At 42.4% G+C, this 21,735-nt stretch carries 15 protein-coding genes and 5 tRNA genes; 6 read left to right on the top strand and 14 right to left on the bottom strand.

What is annotated here, in order from left to right:
• Positions 1–293: 293 nt before the first annotated feature.
• Positions 294–899: a 2'-5' RNA ligase family protein gene (locus LPB86_RS00520; RefSeq protein WP_230640506.1), complete on the top strand. Its 606-nt coding sequence runs from the start codon at positions 294–296 to the stop codon at positions 897–899.
• Between the two features lie 36 nt (positions 900–935).
• Here the strand turns inward: LPB86_RS00520 and LPB86_RS00515 are convergent.
• From LPB86_RS00515 to LPB86_RS00495, 5 genes are all read right to left on the bottom strand, one after another.
• Positions 936–1,007 (bottom strand) — tRNA-Glu (locus LPB86_RS00515).
• Between the two features lie 30 nt (positions 1,008–1,037).
• Positions 1,038–1,113: transfer RNA gene (locus tag LPB86_RS00510), tRNA-Met, on the bottom strand.
• A 36-nt stretch (positions 1,114–1,149) separates the two neighbouring features.
• Positions 1,150–1,221: transfer RNA gene (locus LPB86_RS00505), tRNA-Glu, on the bottom strand.
• A gap of 24 nt (positions 1,222–1,245) precedes the next feature.
• Positions 1,246–1,317, bottom strand: a tRNA-Glu gene (locus LPB86_RS00500).
• Between the two features lie 30 nt (positions 1,318–1,347).
• Positions 1,348–1,423 (bottom strand) — tRNA-Met (locus LPB86_RS00495).
• 109 nt (positions 1,424–1,532) lie between these two features.
• Between LPB86_RS00495 and era the strand changes: the two genes are divergently transcribed.
• Both era and der read left to right on the top strand, forming a co-directional pair.
• Positions 1,533–2,411 (top strand): GTPase Era, encoded by an 879-nt coding sequence (gene era / locus LPB86_RS00490; protein WP_230640505.1) that lies wholly within the window; start codon positions 1,533–1,535, stop codon positions 2,409–2,411.
• Between the two features lie 87 nt (positions 2,412–2,498).
• The gene (gene der, locus LPB86_RS00485; RefSeq protein ID WP_230640504.1) at positions 2,499–3,800 is read left to right on the top strand and encodes a ribosome biogenesis GTPase Der; all 1,302 of its coding nucleotides are present in this window, start codon (positions 2,499–2,501) and stop codon (positions 3,798–3,800) included.
• An 8-nt stretch (positions 3,801–3,808) separates the two neighbouring features.
• Here der and LPB86_RS00480 read toward each other — a convergent pair whose 3' ends face one another.
• Entirely contained in the window at positions 3,809–5,368 is a 1,560-nt protein-coding gene (locus LPB86_RS00480) for a S41 family peptidase (protein ID WP_230640503.1), read from the bottom strand.
• A 158-nt stretch (positions 5,369–5,526) separates the two neighbouring features.
• Between LPB86_RS00480 and LPB86_RS00475 the strand changes: the two genes are divergently transcribed.
• Complete coding sequence (locus LPB86_RS00475) at positions 5,527–6,324, top strand: alpha/beta fold hydrolase (protein WP_230640502.1); 798 nt, start codon at positions 5,527–5,529, stop codon at positions 6,322–6,324.
• Positions 6,325–6,331: 7 nt separating this feature from the next.
• Positions 6,332–8,809 (top strand): response regulator, encoded by a 2,478-nt coding sequence (locus LPB86_RS00470; protein WP_230640501.1) that lies wholly within the window; start codon positions 6,332–6,334, stop codon positions 8,807–8,809.
• Here LPB86_RS00470 and fabF read toward each other — a convergent pair.
• The 6 genes from fabF to LPB86_RS00440 all read right to left on the bottom strand — a co-directional run bounded on the left by fabF (position 8,796) and on the right by LPB86_RS00440 (position 17,523).
• The gene (gene fabF, locus LPB86_RS00465) at positions 8,796–10,040 is read right to left on the bottom strand and encodes a beta-ketoacyl-ACP synthase II (protein WP_230640500.1); all 1,245 of its coding nucleotides are present in this window, start codon (positions 10,038–10,040) and stop codon (positions 8,796–8,798) included. The genes LPB86_RS00470 and fabF overlap by 14 nt on opposite strands.
• 66 nt (positions 10,041–10,106) lie before the next feature.
• Positions 10,107–11,408 carry a M28 family metallopeptidase gene (locus tag LPB86_RS00460; protein WP_230640499.1) on the bottom strand — a complete coding sequence of 434 codons (1,302 nt, stop codon included), beginning with the start codon at positions 11,406–11,408 and terminating at the stop codon, positions 10,107–10,109.
• A complete protein-coding gene (locus tag LPB86_RS00455; RefSeq protein ID WP_230640498.1) occupies positions 11,405–12,661 on the bottom strand; it encodes a sugar MFS transporter in 1,257 nt (418 codons plus the stop codon). Before LPB86_RS00455 ends, LPB86_RS00460 begins: the two co-directional genes overlap by 4 nt.
• A complete protein-coding gene (locus LPB86_RS00450) occupies positions 12,639–13,472 on the bottom strand; it encodes a sugar phosphate isomerase/epimerase (protein ID WP_230640497.1) in 834 nt (277 codons plus the stop codon). Before LPB86_RS00450 ends, LPB86_RS00455 begins: the two co-directional genes overlap by 23 nt.
• A gap of 2 nt (positions 13,473–13,474) precedes the next feature.
• Positions 13,475–14,377, bottom strand: a complete 903-nt coding sequence (locus LPB86_RS00445) for a phytanoyl-CoA dioxygenase family protein (RefSeq protein WP_230640496.1) — start codon at positions 14,375–14,377, stop codon at positions 13,475–13,477.
• 23 nt (positions 14,378–14,400) lie between these two features.
• On the bottom strand, positions 14,401–17,523 hold the full coding sequence (locus tag LPB86_RS00440; RefSeq protein WP_230640495.1) for a DUF5107 domain-containing protein: 3,123 nt from the start codon (positions 17,521–17,523) through the stop codon (positions 14,401–14,403).
• Between the two features lie 300 nt (positions 17,524–17,823).
• Between LPB86_RS00440 and LPB86_RS00435 the strand changes: the two genes are divergently transcribed.
• On the top strand, positions 17,824–18,909 hold the full coding sequence (locus tag LPB86_RS00435) for a substrate-binding domain-containing protein (protein ID WP_230640494.1): 1,086 nt from the start codon (positions 17,824–17,826) through the stop codon (positions 18,907–18,909).
• Between the two features lie 5 nt (positions 18,910–18,914).
• On the opposite strand, the gene LPB86_RS00430 is transcribed toward LPB86_RS00435, so the two are convergent.
• Together LPB86_RS00430 and LPB86_RS00425 are read right to left on the bottom strand one after the other, a co-directional pair.
• A complete protein-coding gene (locus tag LPB86_RS00430; RefSeq protein ID WP_230640493.1) occupies positions 18,915–19,547 on the bottom strand; it encodes a carbohydrate-binding family 9-like protein in 633 nt (210 codons plus the stop codon).
• A gap of 16 nt (positions 19,548–19,563) precedes the next feature.
• Positions 19,564–21,732, bottom strand: a complete 2,169-nt coding sequence (locus LPB86_RS00425; RefSeq protein ID WP_230640492.1) for a right-handed parallel beta-helix repeat-containing protein — start codon at positions 21,730–21,732, stop codon at positions 19,564–19,566.
• Positions 21,733–21,735: the final 3 nt, after the last annotated feature.

Here is a 21,735-nt window from a genome sequence, read left to right as displayed (position 1 = left end):
AAAAGCCCAATAAATATTTGGCAGGTAAAAACAATCAGCATAACTAAAAAAAGCGGCTGCAACTTATTCAAATAAAAAAGCATGGTTTTTGCCTACCTAATGGGCAATGAGCGAAAGGGGCAATATGTAGTGAAACGCCGTCATGATTACTTGATATTTAAAAGATTAACAAATCAAGAATTGAGTGCAAAGATAGAATTTTAATTTAATTCATGCTCAACTTCATGGTGTTAATTAAAATAATCACAAAAAAAACACTAAAAATAAATTTTAAATTAGTTTAAAAATTAGATATGGACAGTAATGGACTTAATCAGTATCTAGGAATAATAGAGCCGGATACGCAGGTTGCATCAGATGTACAGGACATGAAAACTCGTTGTAAGAAGGAATACCGCTGGCTTTCCGCAGTTTATTCTAAGCCCCATTTTACCGTTTTTGAAATTATTCAACCTGCTTCAAACGAAGAAAGATTGATGAAAAATTTTGAGAGAAATATTGGAAAAATTTCACCTTTCCAAATAGACCTTTGTGGCTTTGATTATTTTTCAATACCTGCCTTTGCACTTTATGTGAAACTTAAAAATGAAAAAGAATTTTCAGGAATGGCCCAATATATCAGGAAGTTTTCAAATCCGATATTGAAGTCAGGAAAAAGTTGTCGGTCCCACTACAATATAAAAGATGCTCATTTAACCATTGCAAAAGGGATTTTGGAGCCTGATTTTATCAAGGTGGCGGAAAGCTGGAAAAATCTCGAATATCATTCTAGTACTATTGCAGATCGCATTGTATTATTACGTAGGCCATTTACCTATGTCAAGCTCAAATATGAAAAAATCGGTACGTATTGGTTTAGGGGAGAAGGACCATTAGATACTCAGATATCACTGTTCTGAAACAAAAAAGCCGCTCTACTTTCGCAAAGCGGCTTGTAGCCCGTAGGGGAATCGAACCCCTATTTCCAGAATGAAAATCTGGCGTCCTAACCGGTAGACGAACGGGCCATTTTAAAAGAAGTGTCATTTCAACTTCTTTGGTAGCGGGGACCAGACTCGAACTGATGACCTTCGGGTTATGAGCCCGACGAGCTACCAACTGCTCCACCCCGCACTATATTTTTCAAGATCCATCCCTTATGGGTCTTTGTAGCCCGTAAGGGAATCGAACCCCTGTTACCAGACAGAAAATCTGGCGTCCTCACCGCTAGACGAACGGGCCATTTCTTCAACCAGTATTTTATTGTAGCCCGTAGGGGAATCGAACCCCTATTTCCAGAATGAAAATCTGGCGTCCTAACCGGTAGACGAACGGGCCATTTTAAAAGAAGTGTCATCTCAACTTCTTTGGTAGCGGGGACCAGACTCGAACTGATGACCTTCGGGTTATGAGCCCGACGAGCTACCAACTGCTCCACCCCGCACTTTATACAACTTAAAACCTCAAAGAACTTCTATTGTGTTGTTTTTAAATTGGACTGCAAAGATATATTTCGTTTCTTTGCAAAACAAATTTATTTTTAAAAATATTCAATGTCGCATAAAGCTGGTTTTGTAAGTATAATTGGTAAGCCCAATGTGGGCAAATCTACGTTAATGAATGCCCTGATAGGGGAGAAGCTTTCTATCATTACCCCGAAGGCCCAAACTACCCGCCACAGAATTTTAGGAATTGTTAACGAAGCGCACTACCAAATTGTGTTTTCCGATACGCCGGGCATCATAAAACCCAAGTACGGACTGCAGGATTCGATGATGAGTGCGGTTAACGGATCGCTTACAGATGCCGACCTGCTTTTGTTTGTAACCGACATTAACGAAGTGCATGATGAAAACGATGTGCTCGAAAAAATACTCAATACTACCATCCCGATGGTGGTGCTGATTAACAAAATTGACAATGCCACCCAGGAACAGGTAGACGAAAAAACCGCCTACTGGCAAGAGCAGCTTAAGCCTAAACATATCTTTGCCATTTCGGCACTCCATAAATACAACCTTGAAGGCATCCTGCGAATGATCCTGGACAATATCCCGGAACATGCCCCGTATTACGACAAAGAAGACCTGACCGATCGTAGCCAGCGTTTCTTTGTGTCTGAAATTGTAAGGGAAAAGATCTTTAACAACTACCAGAAAGAAATCCCTTATAGTACAGAAGTAGTGGTGACCTCTTTTAAAGAAGAAGAGAAAATTACCCGCATCAGTGTAGAAATTATAGTAGAGCGCGATTCTCAAAAGAACATCCTGATTGGAAAAGGCGGCGCAATGCTTAAAAAAGTTGGAACAGAAGCGCGGAAGGATATTGAGAAATTCCTGGAACAGAAAGTTTTTCTGGAAACCTTTGTTAAGGTGCTGCCAGACTGGAGAAGTAAAAAGAATTATTTAAAAAGTTTCGGGTACGAAAATTAACTGTACCTTTGCAACCCCTTAAGCGTCTGCCTGATATTCTGATACAAACGCTTGACTTAATTACAATTATTACAATACAGTATACACATGAGTAACATTATCGCAATTGTCGGAAGACCAAACGTAGGCAAATCTACCCTGTTTAACCGCTTAACAGAAAGTCGTAAAGCCATTGTTGATGATTTTAGCGGTGTAACCCGCGATCGCCATTACGGTGTCGCAGAATGGATTGATAAGCAATTTACGGTAATTGATACGGGTGGTTATGTAGCCAATTCTGAAGATGTTTTTGAAGCCGCCATACGTGAGCAGGTAATCATTGCCATTGAAGAAGCAACAGTATTGTTGTTTATGGTGGATGTAACTACAGGCATCACCGATCTGGACGATGAAATTGCACAATTACTGAGAAGAAGTAAAAAACCGGCATTTACAGTTGTAAATAAAGTTGACAATACCCAACTGGAAAATGACGCCGCCGTATTTTATGGTTTTGGTTTAGGAGAAATCTATACCATTTCATCCATGACAGGTTCTGGTACCGGAGATCTACTTGACGAAGTAGTTGCTCATTTTGAAGATGTACCGCTTGAAGAAAATTCTTTACCGAAGCTAACCATTGTTGGAAGGCCTAACGTAGGTAAATCATCATTGATCAATGCCTTGATTGGGAAAGACAGAAATATTGTAACCCCAATTGCAGGTACCACCCGCGATTCCATTCACATCCATTACAATCAGTTTGGGCATGAGTTCATGTTTATTGATACCGCTGGTTTAAGAAAGAAAACCAAAGTAAAAGAGAACATAGAGTTTTATTCTGTAATGCGTACCATTAAGGCGCTGGAAGAAGCTGATGTGGTAATTTTAATGGTTGATGCAGAGGAAGGTTTAGAATCTCAGGATGTGAACATCTTTCACCTTGCAGAGAAGAATAAAAAAGGTATCGTTATTTTGGTTAACAAATGGGACCTGATCGAAAAGAACAACCAAACGGTTAAAGTATTTGAAGATCAGATCCGTCAGAAATTACAGCCTTTTACAGATGTGCCTATTCTGTTTACCTCTGTGATCAATAAACAAAGGATTTTTCAGGCAATAGAAACTGCTTTAGAAGTTTATAAAAACAGGGGCAAAAAGATCCCTACCTCTAAATTAAATGATGTGATGCTGCCGATCATTGAAAAATATCCGCCACCATCATTAAAAGGCAAATACATCAAAGTAAAATATGTAACGCAGATTAATGCAAGTTCACCCATGTTTGCTTTCTTTTGTAATCTGCCGCAATACATTAAAGAGCCTTACAAGCGTTTTATTGAGAACAAGCTAAGAGAGAACTTTGATTTTAAAGGTACGCCAATACAGATCTTCTTTAGGCAGAAATAAAATGGCTCTTATTGCAAGCTTGTCAGCGCCTTTTTTACCATGGTGTCATTTTGATTTAAGGCTTTGTAATAGCCGGAATCTCCGAGATGGTACTTGTAGAGTAAAACCCTAAGGTCATTGTAAATCAATGGCCTTGCTGCGGTAAGTTGCCGCTGATCTACAGCAATATTCCTTTGTTCTACATATTTGACAAGGTCTTTGAAATCAGCCGGACTAATGTTAAAAGTTTTGATGTTTTGCTCCAGGTAAGCAGCGTCATATCTGGAAGCCAGCACATCAAATACAAAGTCGAACAATACCTTTTTGCCAATGAGGCTGGTGTAGAATTTGTTGATGCCAGCCGTATCCATTTTTACATAAACATCTGGCTGGATGCCACCACCCGCAAAAACCTTTTTAACTGAGCTGGTATCTGTTAATTCACCATCGTTAAACCGGTCGCCGATTTCGTTTTTATAGGCTGCATATCCTTTTTTATAGGATTTCTGGATGCTTCGGCCAGAAGGGGTATAATAACGTGCTATAGTAAGGTTTAAAGCAGAGCCATCACCAAAAGGAAATTGCTCCTGCACCAGGCCTTTGCCAAATGAACGACGGCCAATAATAATTCCGCGGGAAAGGTCTTGCACGGCACCCGCCAAAATCTCGCTTGCCGAGGCAGAGTTTTCATTGATTAATATCGCAAGTTTACCCTGTTCAAACTCTCCGCCCCCAGTGGCAATGTAATCCGTACGGGGCTCATGTTTTCCCTGGGTGTACACAATTAATTTGTTTTCTGGAAGCAATTGATTGGCCAGTCCCGTAGCCGCGGTTAAATAACCACCGCCATTGTCGCGCAGGTCCAGGATCAGTTTAGTCATTCCTTTTGCTTTTAACTGGCGAATGGCTTCTGTAAAGTCTACATCTGTGTTTGCGCCAAACTTACTGATCCGAACATAAGCGGCATCGTTGTTGAGCATGTAGGCGGCGTCAATACTGCTCACCTGGATTTTTCCCCTCCTGATGTTGAGGATGGAAGGCGTGTTGGAACCGCTGCGTAACACCAGCAGCTGAACCGAAGTTCCCTTTTTTCCTTTAATTTTGCCAGTCATCTGCTCCCGTAACAGCTGTTTTCCGCTTACAATATTGCTGTCTATTTTTAAGATCTTGTCACCAAGTTTAAGCCCCGCGCCATAAGCAGGCCCGTCTTTCACTACATTGGTCACCAATAAAGTGTCATTTAAGATGTAATATTCTATGCCAATGCCTTCAAAGTTTCCTTCCAGTTGTTCTGTTTGTTCTTCTGTGGAAGAGGCGGACAGGTACATGCTGTGTGGGTCTAACTGGTGTAAAATGCTGTCAATGGGCAGTTTATTTAAGGTGTCGGTGTTCACTTCATCCACATAATTTTTGTCGATAAGGTGGATAATTTCGTTGATTTTTTCGTCGTTATTTTGAGCGGTAACAACATATTTCTGAACGGCAAAACCTTGGTCTTTCAGGAATTTATAACCCAAAAACATCCCGCCTATTAAGGTAACAGAATAGGTTAATGCGATAAGCAGGTTCTGGCGGGTATTCTTATTCATGAAGCAGATGTAGCACAAAGGTATAAAATACCTGTTAATTAAACAGCTAACGTTTGTGAAATCAAATTGTTTATTATTTAATAAAAGTAAGAAACCCAAATGCCACTCATTTTCGTACATTTATAGTACCCTATTTTATGTATACTATGGATCTGAATTTGAAGAAGAAGCACAATATTAATATAGAAGGAAACCTAAATGCCGATAAGACCATACTATTTGCCAATGGATTTGGTACCGACCAAACTGCCTGGGATGCTGTAAAGCCGGCTTTTGCCGATGACTATCGCCTGGTTTTATTTGACAATGTGGGGGGCGGCCAAGCCGATGAAGCTGCTTACAGCCCCATTAAATACAATACACTCCATACCTACGCCGAAGATTTAATAGCCATTGCAAAAGAGCTTAACCTCGAAAATACGTTTGTAGTAGCACATTCGGTAAGTTCTATGATTACCTTGCTGGCCAGTTTAAAAGCGCCTGAATATTTTACAAAACTGGTGTTTATTGGGGCTTCCCCGCGTTACCTCAATGATGAGCCTGCCGGTTATAAGGGCGGTTTTACCCAGCCGGTACTGGATGAAATGTACGTGACCATGACCACCAATTATTACGCCTGGGTAAGTGGCTTTTCTGCCGCCGCAATGGGTAATCCAGATCATCCCGAACTGGGGGCACGCTTTGCACAAACCTTGTCGGCCATTCGTCCTGACATTGCACTTGCTGTTTCTAAAGTTATTTTTGAGTCGGATGTTAGGGGCGAGGTTGCTAAACTGGCAAAAGATACCCTCATTATTCAATCGCACAACGATATTGCTGTTCCCGAATTTGTTGCGGAATACCTATCGGAGAACATTACAGGCAGCCAGTTGGTTTATGTAGATGCTGAAGGACATTTTCCTCACATTAGCGCACCTGCTGAAATTATAAAGGCGGTCCAGTCATTTATCAATTAGGCTGGTAATGATCAATTGGGCAAAACGCGCGCTAACCTTTATTGCCAGACTTGGCTCGGAAGAGGGATATGAAGAATGGACCAGGACCATGCACCGGAGCATGCTTTATTTAAAAAGCATTGCTGGAGCAGATGAGGTGATCCTGATCAAGAAGGAGGATGCCGTTACGGCACGTCTCATTTTGCCGGATACCATGGACCGGGATACCGTATACGTAGATTTGGATATTTTTAGCCCGTTTCAGGGGCATACCGCAGCACTTTACTACCAGCTTCCGGAAAGCTCTTTTGACGGTTCTTTTTTAAAATTGTTCAACTCCGCGAAATCCTTAGTGGTCTTGCCGGTAAAACAAGACTCTGCAAGCGGATACATCCTGTTGAGCTGGACAAATACCTTTGTTTTTGATGAAGATTTTACGGATTTTATTGAGGCTTGTTTAACGAAAATAAACGAGGCAGGTAAGCTGGCCCAGACTTATTATGCGCTTGAAGAATTAAAGGTAAGGTTTAATGCGATTTTGCAAACTGTGCCGCAGAGCATCGTTTTTATAGATGATTCTGGTAAAAATAGCTGGATAAACGATCAGGCCGCTAAATTATTTGGCATGTCTGGCGGAAGTGTAGTTCCAACCCGGCTCTCCGAAGCCATGCAGCAACTGCGGGTTTCTGCCTCCAATAAAGAAGAAATCTTTCAGCGTGGGATTGCCTTGTTCCGTTCAGAAGATAAGACGATTAAAGACTGGCAATGGATTTTTAACGAACCCGAGTTTCTGGTGTTAAATGTTTGCTGTACACCAACAGTAAGTGAAAACGTCAGCGGCATGTTATGGACTTTTGCCGACTGTACGCAGCAATACCTGTACGATGAAAACCTCAAAGAGCTGAATGTTCAACTGGAAGAGAAAAGTAAGCTTGCAGATGAACAAAATAGGGCCAAGTCTGAATTTTTGGCCAATATGAGCCATGAGATCAGAACACCAATGAACGGGGTGATTGGGATGACGAGCCTTTTGCGCAATACCACACTGACCGAAGATCAGTTTGACTTTGTAGAATCTATCCGGATCAGTGCAGATTCTTTACTGGAGATTATCAATGAGATCCTCGATTTCTCTAAAATTGAATCTGGTAAACTGGAGTTGGAAGAACATCCCTTTTTTATCCATAAGATCATTGAGGAAACCTACGACCTGCTTGCTTTAAAGGCTTTGGAAAAAGATCTTGACCTGCTCTATGTAATTGCGCCAGAAGTTCCTTTGGAAATTGTTGGGGATATGACACGCCTGCGGCAGATTGTGGTAAACCTGGTGGGTAATGCCATTAAGTTTACACCCAGCGGTGAGATTTTAACGAGTATAAAGCTGCTTTCAAAAATAGAAGACCAATACGAGCTGGAGTTTTCTGTAAAAGATAGCGGCATCGGCATCCCGGAAGATAAAATGCATAAGCTGTTTAGTTCCTTTTCTCAGGTAGACTCTTCCACTACGCGTAAGTATGGCGGCACGGGACTTGGTTTGGCCATTAGTGCCCGGTTAATTGAGAAGATGCAGGGAAGTATTAATGTAGAAAGTGAGGTTAACGTAGGTACAACCTTTAAATTTACCATCCAGGTAAAAGTTCATACCGGCATAAAGGAATACAAATCCGTAGTGGTGCAGAAAGACCTGGCCGGTAAATCGGCATTGATCATAGACGATAATACCACCAATTTAAAAATTCTGAAAGAACATTGTGCGCAATGGGGCATGCTGGCCATTACTTTTGACAATGGCCCCGATGGAATTGAAGCGATGGCTCAGCGTAGCTTTGATATTGTGATTATAGATATGTTGATGCCAGACATGAACGGCATAGATGTAGCGGTAGAGATTCGTAAGCGATATGGAGATCAAATACCCCTGGTTTTATTCGGATCTTCCTTTACTTTTCCGGCAGAGCGGAAAGAGGAGTTGAGTTTATTTGCCGCCATTTTGGATAAGCCAATTAAGCCAGATTATTTTCATAAAATGTTGCTGGATAGATTGTCGGTTAAAACCAGTGTTCAAAAGAAAGTAGAAAGTCCGGTGTTGGCTTCGGCAGGCGTACCATCTACAGGCTTTTCTACCCTGAGTATCCTGGTGGCAGAAGATAACATCATTAACCAAAAGATCATGGTAAATGCATTTAAAAATGCGGGATATGCTTGTGATGTAGTCTCTAACGGGTTGGAAGTACTGTCCTCCTTAAAACGCCAAAAATACGATGTGGTGATGATGGATGTACAAATGCCTGAAATGGACGGCTTACAAGCCACCAGAGAAATTATCAAAGAATATGGCCGGGAACGACCTGTAATCATCGCTATGACAGCCGGTGCTTATGAGCAAGACCGTGAAGAATGTCTTGCTGCCGGTATGGATGATTACATTACAAAGCCAATAGACTTTGATAATTTCTACGCCAAGTTTAATTACTGGGCGGCTAGTATTGGTCTTAAACAGACTTAAATACCACAATACCGTTGTGGCCTCCAAAGCCAAAAGTATTGCTCATGGTATTTTTTACTTTAGTATGTAAAGCTTCCTTCAGTACAATATTCAAATGGCCAGGTATTGCAGGATCCAATGTTGTGGTGTTGATGGTTGGGGGAATCACACTGTCCCTCATGCTCAACAAACAAATGATGGCTTCAATGGCGCCGGCTGCACCTAACAGGTGTCCGGTCATTGATTTTGTAGCACTGATGTATAAACTATTTTTTTTCGTACCTAACAGGTTGGTTACCGCTTTTACTTCAGAAAGGTCGCCAACAGGTGTAGAGGTAGCATGCGTATTTAAATAGTTAATATCAAAAATACTCAGTCCCGCTTCTTCAAGAGCAAGATGCATGGCATGAGATGCGCCAAGGCCTTCGGGATGTGTTGCGGTCATGTGATAGGCATCGGCAGTCATAGATGCGCCACCAACTTCGGCATAAATTTTAGCACCACGTTTTACCGCATGCTCATATTCTTCCAGTACCAAAGCACCAGCACCTTCGCCCATTACAAAACCGTCGCGGGTTACATCGAATGGCTTAGAGGCCGTTTCAGGCGTGTCATTTTGTGCAGACATGGCTTTCATGGCGCAAAAACCACCCACTGAGGATGCAGAGATTGGTGCTTCAGAGCCACCACTAATGATGATCTTAGCTTTACCCAAACGGATATAGTTGAAAGCATCCATTATTGCGGTATTGGAAGTAGCGCAGGCAGAAACCGTAGTGTAGTTAATACCCATGTAGCCACCACGGATGGAAATCATACCAGAGGCCATGTTGGCGATGAGTTTAGGCACAAAAAACGGACTATAACGAGGTGTGCCATCGCCCAGAGCATATTCTGCAGATTGCTGTTCAAAAGTATCCATGCCACCTTGTCCAGAGCCCCAGATTACACCCACATCAAAAGGGTTCATTTTCTCAAATTCAAAACCTGAATCTTTAATGGCTTCATCAGATGCAACCAATGCGTACTGTGTAAACCGGTCTGTCCTTTTGATATCGTTACGGTCTAAATATTTAGTAACATCAAAATCTTTAAGTTCACAGGCAAATTGGGTACGGAACAATGAAGCATCAAAACGGGTGATTTTTGCAGCACCACTTTTCCCTGCTACTGTATTGTTCCAGAAAGAATTAACATCATTTCCCAGCGGGGTTAATGCCCCTATACCTGTAATAACTACTCTTTTTAACATGTTTTAATCAGTTTATCTAGTTAACAAAGATATAGAATATTTAATACTAAGCCCATAAAATCATGGTTACAGGCTGTCGAAGAACTTTGTCATCAGCTTAAAATAGTCTTCAAACTCGGTAAAAGGCAGGGTTTCATAACGGTCGTAAATATCATGGTAAGCCCGTATTCCGCCCTGTGTATAGATAAAAATAGCGGGTACACCCTTTTGGTAAAAAGCACAATGGTCACTATTGCAGGATTCGCCCCTGATGTCAACTTTCGGAACCAGCTGGTACTTGTTGTTTAATTCTACCAGTCTGTCGTACTGGTTTTTATAAATCGTTCCGTTCACTACCCTTATGCCTTCTTCTCCGGTCCCCGCCATGTCAAAATTGGTTAGGAACTTAATCTTTCTCAAATCAAACAAGGGATTTTCAACAAATGCCTTTGAACCCAACATACCAATCTCCTCGCCAGAGAAGCCAATAAATACCATAGAATATTTAGGCGGGTGACTGCTGTAATATTTTGCCATGCTCAGTAACATTGCTGTGCCACTTGCATTGTCATTGGCCCCGGGGAAATAAATTTGGTTTCCCATCATACCTAAATGGTCAAAATGTGCAGTAACGACCACCAGGCTGTCTGGTACGCTGGTACCTTTTACCATACCCGCAACATTCCTGGTTTTGTAGGCTGGAATAAATTTGGCTTCAACATCAATATCAATTTCGTTGGCAGTAGAAGGGTTGAAGTCTTTTTTGTTGATGGTTAAAACCGGTCTGGACAACTGATAGGTTAAAGTGGTCCAGGTTAGCTTATCATTTGAAGATACGATGAAGCCCTTAAAATCCAGTTTTTCATCTGTTTTAAGGCTTCTGATGTGCTTTGAAACCAGGGCATCTTCCTCTTCGGTTTCTTTAGCAACAGGCCTGTTGTCCAATAAAATGAAGCCATCCTTTGCCTTCGCTATTAAGGCGTCAAAGAATTGCACTGATCTGAGTTGCGCACGGGTTACCGGATAGACTTTAAATTTGCCTTTTACAGAGGGACTAAATGAATTGACAAGGTAATCTACGGCGGGCTCCAGGAGCTGTCCGTTTACAGCCAGTTTAATTTTGCCGGGAAAGGTATTTACCGAAAGCTCAAATTCATGAAAATAAGAACCCTTATTTAAGGGGGTTAATCCATCTTTTTTAAATTCGGCTGCTACAAATTCGGCGGCTTTTTTAGCGCCGTTGGCTACATAACCGCGACCTTTAAAATCAGCTGAAGTCAATGTTTTTACAGCAGCTTTCGCATAATTTAAATCCTGCGCATGGGTGTTAACCTGTAAAAACAGGAAGCATAAACAGGCGTTAAAAAAAGTAAGTTGTTTTAAATTCATAGGGTTATTTGTTGTTGTTTTCTTCCTCTCAGGCTATAATAGAGTACAAAGAGGTAGCAAGGAATTAAAATAAAATAAGCATGCTGGTTATTGGTGTAGGTAGCAAGTGCACCATATACCAGGGGCATAATGGCGCCACCTGCAATGCCCATGATTAAAATGGCAGAGCCTTGGTTTAAATGCTTTCCTTTAAGGCCTTTTAAAGCCTGTGGCCAGATGGCTGGCCATAGTAAGGCATTAGAAAGGCCAAGCAGTGCCACAAAGACGATGGAATTGCTGCCCGGGATAAACACAACCAGTAGGGAAATGAGAATGCCCAATATGGCCGACCAGGTAAATGCTTTTTCCTGGGTAACAAATCTCGGAATGGCATAGGCACCAATCAGGTATCCCACCATAGTGCTGGCTAAGGTATAAGAGGTTAGGCTTTTGGCAACATTGAGCGACATGCCCTGGTAAATTCCATAGTTCCCGATGGTATCTCCTGCAATTACCTCAAGGCCAACGGTACAAAAGGTAGCCATAAAACCCAGTGCGAAATTGAGACGTTGGTCGGCAGAGGGTTGTGCCTGCACGGTATCTTCTGCTGTATGGGGCTCTGCCGGATTGATTTCCGGCAGGTGCGCAAATTTAATCAGGTAAGCAATCAGCAACAGGATGGCAGTTAAAGCCAGATAGGGTACAATTACGGCATGGGCCAACTGATCTAGCCGTACTGTTCTCTCATCAGGAGTCATGACCTGCAGTTCCTGGATGAGCCCGTCGGAGTTTTTTAAAATGATTGCACCAAGGATAATGGGCGCCATTACCCCTGCAAATTTATTGCAGATACCCATGATGCTAATGCGTTGTGCAGCTTTTTCTGCCGGGCCCAGCAGCGTGATGTAGGGGTTTACCGCAGTTTGCAACAAGGTGGTTCCGGTACCTACCACAAAAAGCCCAAGTAAAAATAAAGGGTAGTACCTTATCAAAGCAGCTGGTATAAAGATCAGGCAGCCTGCGGCCATGATAATGAGGCCTACACGCATCCCCTTTACCATACCCGTATATTGTAACAGGGAGCTGGAAGGAATAGCCATGACCGTATAAGAGATGTAAAAGGCAAAAGTAACCAGGTAGGCCTGCCATTCTTCCAGCTCGCAGGCAATCCTAAGGTAGGGGATAAGCGTGCCGTTGATCCAGGTGATGAAACCGAAGATGAAAAAGAAGGCGCCGATGGTGATGATTTGTTTAGTTTTGGTTTCCGCTGACATGGTATCGGGTTTTTAGTAAATCTTTCATGTAATTGTTAAGTTCCCATTGATGTTTGGTTAGTACATCGTTCTGCTTGCCGAATATAGACATATACGGGAAAGGCCCAAATTCTGAGGTAAAAGTAAAGCGTGTGGCGCCGTTGTTTTTTTGCTTTACAATGGCTTTATCCCAGCATTTTAGGTGGTAATTTAAAGCTTCCTGCCATTCCTCGGCTCTGGGGTCGGGCACTTGTGGTCCTTGTGTAAAACCAACCCTTGAATGGATGTGTGCCGTGTGTTGCAATGCCAGTTCTACAGCTTCCTGCTGGTCTTGCAGGTAACTTTCTGCAACCGCATACCAGTGAGAAATGTCAAGCGTAAGTTTCAACCAGGGGTATTGCTCCAGGTAAGGTTTGGTGAGGTGTGCCGCGAAGCTAAACTTGCCCCGGTGGGTTTCATGGAGGATACTGATGCCAGACTCCCCGCTCATTTCTTCTGCAAGGTTTAACAATGCGCTATTTTGCTCAAAGCTGAAATGGTCTTTACCGGTATGCGACGTAATGAACAGGGGCGCGGCTGCTATCAATGCCTGCAACCGCTCCTCAAGTTCATACCTGTGCCTATGATAATCGGCTGTAACTGTATCCCAGTGTACGCCAATAAATTTCAGCTCATACTGTGCAAGGGCCGCTGCCAGTTGCTGCTGCTCTGCTTTAGCTACAGGCAAACTGGCTTCAATTCCATCGTAGCCGGCTTCTTTAACCTTCTGCGCAAAATCTCTCCAGCTTAAATGTTCAGATCCCCATCTTGTACAAAAGAATAAAATGTCCATGCTTATTTTGCAAACTCAACTGCAGGATCAATCAGCAGTGGAAAGAATTGTCCGCTTATTTTTTCACCTTTAGGTGTAGCAGGTGCACCAGGCATCAGCGGCGTATCCGTATCTGAGGTGGTACCGTCAGCAAAAAGATTGAGCACAAATGCACGTCTTAGTTTTTCCGAGCTGTTCTCGTAAGAACCATGAATGAGTAAAGGATGGTGGAACGTACCGTAGCCCCTGTTAAGCTCAATGGGAATAGGTTTAAAGGCCTCTTTTTGCTCATCTGATAAAAAATCCATTAAGCCTTCCATTTCTCCGGTAAGTTCTGGTTTGCCTAAAAATCCCCAATTATGGCTTCCCGGAACATAATACATGCAGCCATTTTCGGTCGTCGCATCATCCAGTGCTACCCAGCAGGTTAAATGTTGTAAAGGAATGGTACGGGTCCAGTAAGAATAATCCTGATGCCAGGCTACTACGCCACCATGTTTGGCAGGTTTGCAAAAGAGCTGGTCATGCCAGAAGCGAACCGCCCTATCGCCCAATAGCTGACTTGCAGCCATAACGAAAGCAGGGTTCCAAAGAATGTCGTGAAAAGTAGGGGTAGTTCTCCAGGCGCCCAACGCATGAAACAAAACCGAATTAGGATCTGTAGAGGCATTTGAAAAAAACTGGTGAAATAAGGTGTGGTCTGGTAAGTTTGGATCTGAGATGCGGACCAAATCATGGTTAAGCGCATCTACCTGCCAGTCTTCTAAAAATTTAATGCCACTTAAATAGCCATTTTCATTAAAAAATTGCACTTGTTCGTCGGTTAGACGGTATTGTTCCCATTCCTCTTTATTGGCCGGCCATTTAAAAAAGTCGGAGACCAGTTGATGATATTCAGAGTAATCTTGTAGTTGGTTAGTTTCCATTACGTAATGTTTTAGGTTATATTTTATTGGTTAACGGTTGCTTGCAGGTTAAGAAATCCCATCTTATATAGTTTTTTAATAAACAAATAAGACCGGTCTTCAAATGGGATTTCATACGGTAATACTTCTTTAATTAGGAGCGGTAGACCAGATAGCTGATCAATCTTTTTTTGATCCCCGGCTACTACGGCCAAAGACCAGGCTAGCGGTAAAGCTTCAGGATCTTGCTGTACCCAGGCACTAAGCAGTTGTTGGGCTTTCTCTGTCTCGCCAGCTGCCATAAGGACTAAAAAGCTGATAAAATCTGTAGATCCATACGGACCTGGATGTTGAGCCTCTCTATAGCAGGCAATTTGATGAAGCAGGGCAGAAGTGCTCTTGTGTTGTTGCGGGGCATAACAGCTCATCATCATAAAATCTTCCAGTCTTTCATCAACATGATAGGGTTTGCCAATGCCCATCTGCTCAGGCCAGGTTTTGGCTTGTTCAATATGTAGTACCGCAGTATTCCAATCTTCGGTTTCCATGGCTTCCAGCGCAGCATAAAGATGGGTTTCGCGCCAGCAATTTCGGCCTTCAGATGCGCCTTCATTTGGTAGCACATTTAGCCCTTTCATCAGGGTTATGCCTTTTTTATAGGCTTTCATCTGCATCAGGCAGCGGGCAAGCTGTAATCCAAGGTAATAGTTTTCAGGCTGGGTAGCATAACATTTCTCAATGCTCTGCACTGCGGCGGCATAATCTCCCTGCTCTTCCAGATATTTTGCCCAGGCACTTACCGTTCTCCATTCTTCTGGCGCAATACGGTATGCAGCTTGTAAATCGTCTTTATCCATTTGTCCGTTCAGTTCTTTTTCCAATTTCGCCCTAACCAGGTAAAATGGATAGAAGTCTGGCAATTGTCCACAGGATTTCAATAAGCCTAAGGCTTCATTTTTCCGTAGGTTTTGTACGTAATGTAAGGCAAGGTAATACCTGAATTTCCATGAAGGATGATGTTCAATAGCCCATTTCAACATAATCAAATCCTCTTCGCGATGCGGAAATACGAGTTCTGCGGTCAGTAGCGCGCTTTTCTCTAAAGATAAGGCAGCCAGTTCAGGTAATTCAGAGCGGTACTGAAGGTAGGCAATCCACAATTGAACTATTGCATGTGCCGGTGCGGCAACCAACACCCTTACTGCTTCAGCATATAAATTTAAATTATAATAAAATGCGGCAAGTTCCAGATAGGTTTCATGGGGCATTTCGCTTACTGTTAATAAGGTGCTGTTGTCCAGTTCAAATCTGGCCAGGTAATTCAGCGGATCCTTTTTAAGGACCAGTCTGCACAGCTCTTGCGCTAAATCTGTATTGCCCTTTAGTCTGTTGATGACGATGTTGAGGCGATCGCACTGGAGGTTTAGCGGGCTGTAAAGCTGTGCTTTTTTTAAGTAGGTATTTGCTTTTTCAAGCTGGCCCTCCCTAAAGTACATTTTGCTAAGCTCCGTATATGCCGCCGTCCGGTATGCTACTGATTGGCTTGCAATAGAGAAGCCATCTTTTGCATCCGTTAGTTGGTTTAAACGTACATTAGCCAATCCGTAAAGGTAGTTCGCTTCATCATGGTAAGTGTCTGTAGCCAGTGCCCTAAGCAGGTAGGGCAGGGCCTCTTCCGGTACTGACCGTTTAATGCATAAGCCCGCAAGTCCGCACAGCGCCTCTATAAAATATGGATCCTTTTTTAGGCAAATGGCATATTCATCTATTGCCCTTTTGTAAAAGCGTTGTCTTTCCCATTCTTTTGCTTGTAAACAAGAGGCTTGTACAGCATTGAAATCATAACCCTCATCTATTTTTATCGGCCGGCTTAAGGGGCTATGCTGCTCAGGACCATCAAAAATAATGGTATCGTTGAGCAATACCAACATTTCTTCGAGCTTTGGCTTACCCGCAATGGCAAAACTGCAGGTGTCCATAGGCTTTAATTGCAGGCTGGCATTTAAAACCTCCTGACCATTTATAAATACCTTAAGCAGATGATTTAGTTGCGTATTAGCACAGATGTTCAGTTGACTTCCTTGTTCCGCTGCAGTTATGTGGAAGGAAAGCTGCTGATTGCCGTAGCTAAGTCCCCCTGTGTTTTTAACCGGGAACCAGTGTTCCTCCCAAGTATCAAACGTGCAGGGTAAAAATGAACGGTGTTTAAAAGGAGTTTTGGAACTTGCAGCAATACTTTGGTTAAAAAGCCTTCCCGATTGGACTTCGGTGTACTGTCCGTCACTATCCGTTAGTAAATCTTCCCAAATCATTCCATAGCGCGACAGTCCCCAGATCCAGATTTTTTTACCTGGTTTGTCGTCATAAGCCGCTGCATGGCCCATGCCAAATTGATCGTTGTGCCAGTAGCAGCCCCAAAAATCGGAGAAGGATCCAAATACATGATAAGATTTATATTCGCCTACGTCGTTCTGTTCATATTGGGAGATGTGTTTCCCATTTTCATCTTCCGGCCAGTTTAAGGCTGTGCCATTATGGCCTATATGTTTATGGCCAGGAAATACGTATTCCAGGTTTCCAGCAGTTTTTATCCCCACATTGTTCCATTGATAGTAGGATTGCGACAGGCAGCTGTTATTATACCACCAGCTTTTGGTGCTAAAGTAAGCCGCATTCTTATCCAGGTGAACCTCAATTCGCCATTCCGTGCGCGATGGCCAGTCCGTAGCGCCAATAAAACAACTCACACTTCCATCCTCATTGTGGCGTAAGTGATAATCTATCGGTGCAGAACAGGAGGGCGTATGGCCAATAATGCCCATGTTGGTTTCCATTCCTCCAGAAGTCCAGGGCCCCCGCATCGCAACATCCCTGAACTTCGCGGTGTGGTTAAAGTAAATAAATTCTTTGCCCGTGGCTTTTTCAATGGCCCCCCAAATCTTACCCCCTATAGATGGGTTAATCCAGAGTTTTATAAAATCATTTTCCATGACCACCATTTCCCAGGCCAGGTCTTGCGGATGATCAGTATAACCATCAAATCTATTATAAGGGTACAAGCGGCCAAATTCAGGAACAGGGTTGGGATCTGAATAGGGGTAGGTGCAAAGAACAATTTGTTCAGTTCTGATTTGGGCCTTCCCGTTACATGTTGATCCTTGTTCCATTTGCAGGTGATAAATTTGTTTATCAAACTTAATGAACTAAATAATAATAAGCAAGTAAAAATGTATAATTGTGTGCGGACACAATAATGCTGAGCATGGATAAATGGATAAAATGTGTTTAATTTGTAATACGTATACATTTTAAGTTTCGAAGGCGTTTCGAGGCGCTTTTGCCAGGAGCAAATTGCTGCTTTGAGCAGTTCAGGAGATTAAATAAAATTCCTGTGTGGTAAACTTTCTGTTACAGTTAAAATCGATACATTTACATAATTAAATAAATTAGCCTCCGTTTTTTTAAGAATGAAAGAAACAAAGAACATCCGTATAAAAGATATTGCCCTTAAGGCAAAGGTATCTGCGGGAACAGTAGACCGGGTATTACATGACAGAGGAAATGTTTCTGAAAAAGTAAAGGAAAAGGTACTGAAGATTTTAGCGGAGATGAATTACGAGCCAAATTTTATGGCCCGGGCACTTGGTAACAAAAAAGAGTATCGTTTTGCAGCTTTAATCCCTGATCCGGCTTTCGATGCTTACTGGCTGGATCCTAAACTAGGCATTGAGAAAGCTGCAAAAGAAGCCAGGCAATATGGTGTAAATGTAAGTCCGTTTATGTTCAACCCTTACGATGTGCAGTCTTTTAAGGAGATGGCTGAGGCAGTTACTCAGTCCAATCCCGACGGGATTTTATTGTCGCCTATTTTTTACCGCGAGGTACTTTCCTTTTTTGAAACCTGGAAAAAGATGGAGATCCCTTTTGTGTTGTTTAATACGCAGATTGCGGAGTTCGATCCCCTGAGTTACATTGGGCAGGATTCTTACCAGAGTGGTCTTGTTGCAGCAAACCTGATCCATTTTGGCAGGCCACAGCCTGCATCGATATTGATTGCGCACATTGATGAGGAAATGAGTAATGCGGCGCATTTGATTAAAAAGGAGCAGGGCCTTAGAAATTATTTTATCCAGAATAATCTGAGTGAGCACTATGAAGTGATTAAAGTAGAGTTAAACCGCAACAATTACGCATTATTTGTAGAGCAGCTGGATGCTGTATTTGAAAGTAATCCTCAGCTGCAGTTTTGTTTTGTAACCACCTCAAAAGCTTACGAGATTGCAAAATATTTTGAGCAGAAGTTCATCAATCATATTAAAATTATTGGTTACGATTTAATCCCTCAAAACCTTCATTACCTGAATAAAGGTGCCATAAGTTTTTTGATTAACCAGAATCCGCTTGGACAGGGTTATTGGGGAATTAACCAGCTGGTAGACCATCTGGTGTTTAAAAAGGAAATTTCTGCCATTAAGTTTTTGCCGCTTGATATCGTAACCAAAGAAAACCTTAATTATTACATAGACGAATCTATGTTGTACAACAGGTTTTAAGATAGTTACTGGAAATAAAGCGATCCAAAGAACTGTGACTGATGGAAGTTTGGTTCGTCAGATTCAATGTTGTTCCATGACAGGTAGTGTGGCTTCGGAAGCCCATCTCCGCATTTAAAGAAATTGACCCTGCTTTGGCTCTTGTTAAGGCTACTGAAGTGATGAAAGATCATCACTTCAGTAGGAATAACTACGGTAAGTTCCCAGTCTATTAACTTTTCTTCTCTGGGGTTCCGGATGCGGCTTTCATGTTTTATTTTTCTAATCTCAGCTACCGGCAATAACTGTCTTTCCCTTCCGCTTCCATAACCCAGTAAACAGGTGCCTGCACAATTGAACTCAAAATTGTAATAGTCAGCATCATCATTAAAGCCGATAAAAAACTCAACACAGCTGTCCAGGTATACCGGGTCATTAGGATTTAGGTACACTGCGCGTATGGCTTCTTCAGTGACGAAAAATTTAAGCAAAATGGCATTTTTGCCATGCGCAATGGCAAAAGATACTTCAGGTTTATAACCAAATTCGGGCCATGGCCTGCAGGCTATAGCATGTCTCATTTCCTGATCCAGAGATTGGGAAATCTTTTCTATAGGTGTGCAAAGGTTAATGTCTTCTAAAAAGGCTGCCTGGAGCATATTTGTATATATGGGGTTACTTCTTCTTATAATTTCGTTTATAGCCAATTTTTTCTACCGGAATGGCCTTAAATCCGGGTATTTTTTCCCAAACTATCGCATCTTTTTTTAACCTGAAATCCTCCTTTGCGTAATTTACAAATCCCGGGTCAGTAGTGGTTTCAAAATTGTCATCTGCATACTGGGTCAGTTCCGGCTTACCTTCTACTCTTTCCTTGTTGTTTACCAGAAGGTTTTTGGAAAAGAAATTACGTTTGGGCATTCCAGGATCATCTTCCCAATAGTTGGCCAATGCCGGATACTGTACAGAATATGGCGGTTTATTGTAGTTTACCAATTCCAGTCGTGTCCTGAATAATCCGTTTGGCGCCATCACCCCTCTGGCCCAATTGCTCAGTCTGTTGTCCATATGAAAGGCGTAGCGGTTGTCTATAATGATGTTATTGGTGTAAGGATTATCCCTGCCGCCACCAATAAAACCTGCCACTGTACCGGCTTTATAAAAAATATTACTGTAAACCTGCATGCCGCATGCGCCATCATCATGATAAATGGCCATGGTTTTATGTTCACTGCCTATGTGACTAAAGTAATTGTATCGTACAATTTGTCCCTGCTCGGAGGGGTTACGGCCAAAATATAAAGCACCCATATCATCGCCTTCCAGGTTCAGGTGATGCAGGTTGTTGTATTCTATCAGGTGATTGTTACCATGTAAAAAGATGCCAACAGAAGGTGCATTGTACACCTCGCAATTGGAAATGTGGTTACCACAACCAGTAATCCAGATGCCCGGCCTGTACGTTTTCTCCAATCTGTTGTAGTCGTGTACACGGCAGTTTTCTACGTAGTTGTTACCCGCCTCCAGGGTTAACCTGTTTCCGCCGTTCAAATAAATGCCACCACAGCCGGTATTGAATATCTCGCAGTTAACGATACCATTATTTGTACCCGCTTCCCTGTCAAAATTGCTGTTGTCGTAAACATATTGAACAATATTGCCTACCGTTCTGGAAGTTGGTATGCCGCCAACATTAGACATAGGGTCGATAGGTTTTACACCTTTGCCCATGTAAATGGCCATTAATCCGAGGTTAGAGAAGCTACAGCTCTCTATCATCAGTTTTGTTGTGCGTTCCGTTGAAATTCCCATTCCCCTGCCACATTGGAAAAAGAGGTTCTTAACCGTAACATTTGATACGTCATCAAGGGCAAGCAAGGGTGTCTCCATTTCAGATATTTCAACTTTATCGAAATTATCGGGCGGCAGGAAATATAAAGTCCTGGTGCTTTCTTCTACATAATATTCTCCCGGAAGATCAATCTCTTCAGGAAGATTATACACGTACCAGGAACGCCAGCCCTTTCCGCTGCTAAAACCGTAATACGAAGGGTATTTACTCGAAATGACTTTTTTAACCGTATCAATAGCTTTTAACTGTACAGCGTCGTCCGCATAGCCCCACATAAAATAGCCGGAGATCCAGGCTTTTTCGGGGTGTTTCCATTTTGAGGGCCTGCTTACTGAATCTGCATAAGTGAAAACACCGCCGCGGTTACTAAGGTCTCCCCAACGTGGAACAGATCCGGTATCCAACACAGATTTTATAGGGATGCTACCTTTATTTGGCCAGCGGGCAATAGTGCCCGGATGCCCATCAATAAATATTTCCAGCCAGGCAGGAGAAATAGGTCTGGAGAATCCAAACGTATGCATTTTGCCAATATTGGTGATACCTGCCTGATCCAGGTTAATTTGCCTGATTTTACTTCTTACCTCGGGCGAAAACCGTTGTGCAAATTCAGGATCAGAAACAGGAAGGATCAATTCCTTACCGGCAATTTTGCCACCGTGTAAAATAGCCTTTTCTTTTTTATAGCCGGTAAGAGTTAAGGGTACCTTAGAATCCCAGCCCGTTTTTGCCGTAATCTCAAAAGTCTGGTTTAAGAAATAAGTTCCTCCCCTTAAAATGATTTCTATAGGGGCAGAAGATTGTTTGCCGCTGCCTTTTGCTAAAGCTACCGCTTTTGTCAGGCTATTAACAGGGTTGTTTTTGCTTCCGTTTGCGGTTTCGCTCCCTTTTGGATCTACATATATTTTAGTAACAGATTGTGCGTTTGCAGCATAAAATGTGCTGCAAAACACTACCGCAAGCGACAAGGATAACTTAAAAAGATTCTTCATGCC

This window comes from Pedobacter sp. MC2016-14 (genome assembly GCF_020991475.1).
In the GTDB taxonomy this organism is placed as follows: domain Bacteria; phylum Bacteroidota; class Bacteroidia; order Sphingobacteriales; family Sphingobacteriaceae; genus Pedobacter.
This window is presented reverse-complemented; position numbering and strand designations above follow the sequence as displayed.